Below are 2,486 nucleotides of genomic sequence, written 5' to 3'. Positions count from 1 at the left end.
AACAGGAATTCAAGTTTCGACTGATTTTGGAATTGGTGAAAATTTATCCTACGGTTTTGTGGGTTCTTATTTATTAGGAGTAGATGATTTTTTAGGTGTAAAACCTGAATTCAAAGATCGTTTTGATGCTAAATTTAGAATCAATGCCAATCTAGGTAATGTCCTAAAAATTGATGAAAAACTAGACGTTTATCCTGGTTTGAGTTTAGGGTTAAAAAACTTTGGTGGACATTTAGGCATGCGTTATTTCTTTTCGGAAGGATTTGGGATTTTTACAGAAGCTAGTTTCCCGATTGCAAAATACGACCAAAATATAACTGGTTTTGATCACTTGAACAACCAATTTACGTTTAATATTGGTGCTTCGTTCAATATGTAGATTGGTATAATTTATAAAGCAAAAAGCCTATTATTTTTAAAGATAAGAGGCTTTTTTTGGTTTATAGCACTAAATGAATTATAGACTAGCTTTAACAAAGATTCGTTTTAATACACCATTTTTTTCAATTCCTTGAACGACTAAATCAAACTGTTTATTTGTTTTATGAAAAACATTACAATGAATTAATTTGATATGTCCAAGATATAATTCTTCTTTAAAGACTTTCACTGCTTTTTTATCATATAAATTATTTGGCTCTAACTCATATCGCAAAAAATCTCCAATAAAAACCTTATCCGAAGGAATTTGAGCCTCTGACAAATTAGTAATTTCAGTAACAAAAGTTAAGTTATCGATAGGATTAAAATGAGCTAAAAGTTCAAAATTATCAGTTGGTAATAATCCTTGAGTAAAAGCTAACATATAAAATTTATCCTCTCTTTTAGCTAAATCTATATTCCAAAATTCATAAAAATCCTCTAAATCTGGTCTGTCACTTCGCATTAATCGTTGCCCAAAAATATCAATTACATTTTCAGTATAAATTTTATTTGTGTCAGGAAAACCTTCATAATGAACAAACCCTAATTTTTTGGCTTCATCAACACCTTCTTGATTGTATTGAAAGCGGATTCCTTCTGAGGCACTTTTTTTAATAGTACCAACAGAAATTCTTCTACTACCTTTACCTGGTCTCCAGATAAGGTGTATGTTGCCTATTGCTTTCATAAATATCGGGTTAGTTTTTCAATGCGCAAAGTTACCAATTTATACATCAATTGTTTTCTTGTTTCAGATAATTTAAAGTTAATTAAATCCTTTGGAACATTTATATCGATATTTTCAATTATCTCTTTTATTGATTCGGAGTTATATTTTTCCTTAACTCTAGCTAAGAATTTTTTAGTTTCAGCCGGATAATGTTCTAACAGCAATTCTATTAATTCAAAATGCTTTCTTTTATTAAAAAAACCCTCCCAATGAATTTCTGATTCTCCTTTTCTAATATATGCTTCAATCATTTGAGAGTCATTGAGCATTTTTAATACTTTTTCATCTGTATGCTCTCTTCCTAAACAACAACCACTATCATAAATAGGAGCAAATTTATGAGAAGTTTTAAATTTAAGAGTGTAATTTGGGTCGCTTAATATTCTTGTTATTTCCTTATTTTCATCAGAAAAAAAGCGTCTAGCTAACCTCCTAATTTTTCTATACAAACTTCTTTTTTTAATTTTTGAAACTTCTTCATCAATGTCTTTTTCTTCAATAAATATTTTATGAGTAGTTATAACACCCCAATTTTCTTGATGTCTGTCTGAATTCCCAATAATACTATCGAAAATAATAATCTCCACAATATTCTTTATATAGTCTTCTAATGAAAAACTTTTTAAAGCATTGCAAATAAATTGAAAGTTATAGTCTTTTTTGTCTATTTCTGGATTGTACTGGGCATTAAATCCTGTTAAATAAGATATTCCTTCAGTCAATTTATTTTTAGCCCCAAAAATCATCGACTTTGAAAGACATCCTATCTTTTGCTTATGCTTACTATCGTAAGCAATATTATAATCTAACATTGGAAATCCTAAAAATTGCCCTATTTTAGAAGAGACAATTTCAGACCAAAATTCTGTTGGATAGCGAATTTCTCTTGATGGTGTCTCTTTTGATCCTTTAAAAAAATATTCTTCGTTTGTTACAGGATGTAAAGTGATATATTTACTTCTACTACCTCCAGTACTGTAATGAACATTTTTATGCCAATCCGAAATATCTGTAAATGTTGCTTCTAAATTGGACATTAACCATTTTTTTGTCTAATTTATAAAAAAACGCTTTACCTCTAAATAAGATAAAGCGTTTTTTTATAAAATTTATTTTTATCTAAATCTACAAATCAAATTTTATTCCTTGTGCCAAGGGCAAACTCGTGGTATAATTTATCGTATTGGTTTGACGTCGCATGTAGATTTTCCAAGCATCAGAACCGGATTCGCGTCCGCCACCAGTTTCTTTTTCTCCACCAAATGCGCCACCAATTTCGGCGCCAGAAGTTCCAATGTTTACGTTTGCAATTCCACAATCAGAACCTACTACA

3 protein-coding genes and 1 pseudogene are annotated in these 2,486 nt (G+C 29.8%); 1 reads left to right on the top strand and 3 read right to left on the bottom strand.

What is annotated here, in order from left to right:
* Window positions 1-379 (top strand): DUF6646 family protein (locus RMO70_RS02270; RefSeq protein WP_310554802.1); only part of this gene is annotated, 379 nt, incomplete at its 5' end.
* A 78-nt stretch (window positions 380-457) separates the two neighbouring features.
* Here RMO70_RS02270 and RMO70_RS02265 read toward each other — a convergent pair.
* The 3 genes and pseudogenes from RMO70_RS02265 to RMO70_RS02255 all read right to left on the bottom strand — a co-directional run.
* Window positions 458-1,111 (bottom strand): hypothetical protein, encoded by a 654-nt coding sequence (locus RMO70_RS02265; RefSeq protein ID WP_310554801.1) that lies wholly within the window; start codon window positions 1,109-1,111, stop codon window positions 458-460.
* Entirely contained in the window at window positions 1,108-2,190 is a 1,083-nt protein-coding gene (locus RMO70_RS02260; protein ID WP_310554800.1) for a hypothetical protein, read from the bottom strand. Before RMO70_RS02260 ends, RMO70_RS02265 begins: the two co-directional genes overlap by 4 nt.
* An 88-nt stretch (window positions 2,191-2,278) precedes the next feature.
* A pseudogene (locus RMO70_RS02255) lies at window positions 2,279-2,486 on the bottom strand (aldehyde dehydrogenase family protein); the annotation flags it as partial.

The organism is Flavobacterium sp., from assembly GCF_031422135.1.
Classification (GTDB): Bacteria; Bacteroidota; Bacteroidia; order Flavobacteriales; family Flavobacteriaceae; genus Flavobacterium.
The sequence above is the reverse complement of the archived record's forward strand: the minus strand, read 5'-3'. Positions and strand labels throughout refer to the sequence as shown.

Coding starts and splice junctions, on each gene's coding strand:
- RMO70_RS02265 (WP_310554801.1), bottom strand. CDS start 1,111: ATGAAAGCAATAGGCAACATACACCTTATCTGGAGACCAGGTAAAGGT.
- RMO70_RS02260 (WP_310554800.1), bottom strand. CDS start 2,190: ATGTCCAATTTAGAAGCAACATTTACAGATATTTCGGATTGGCATAAA.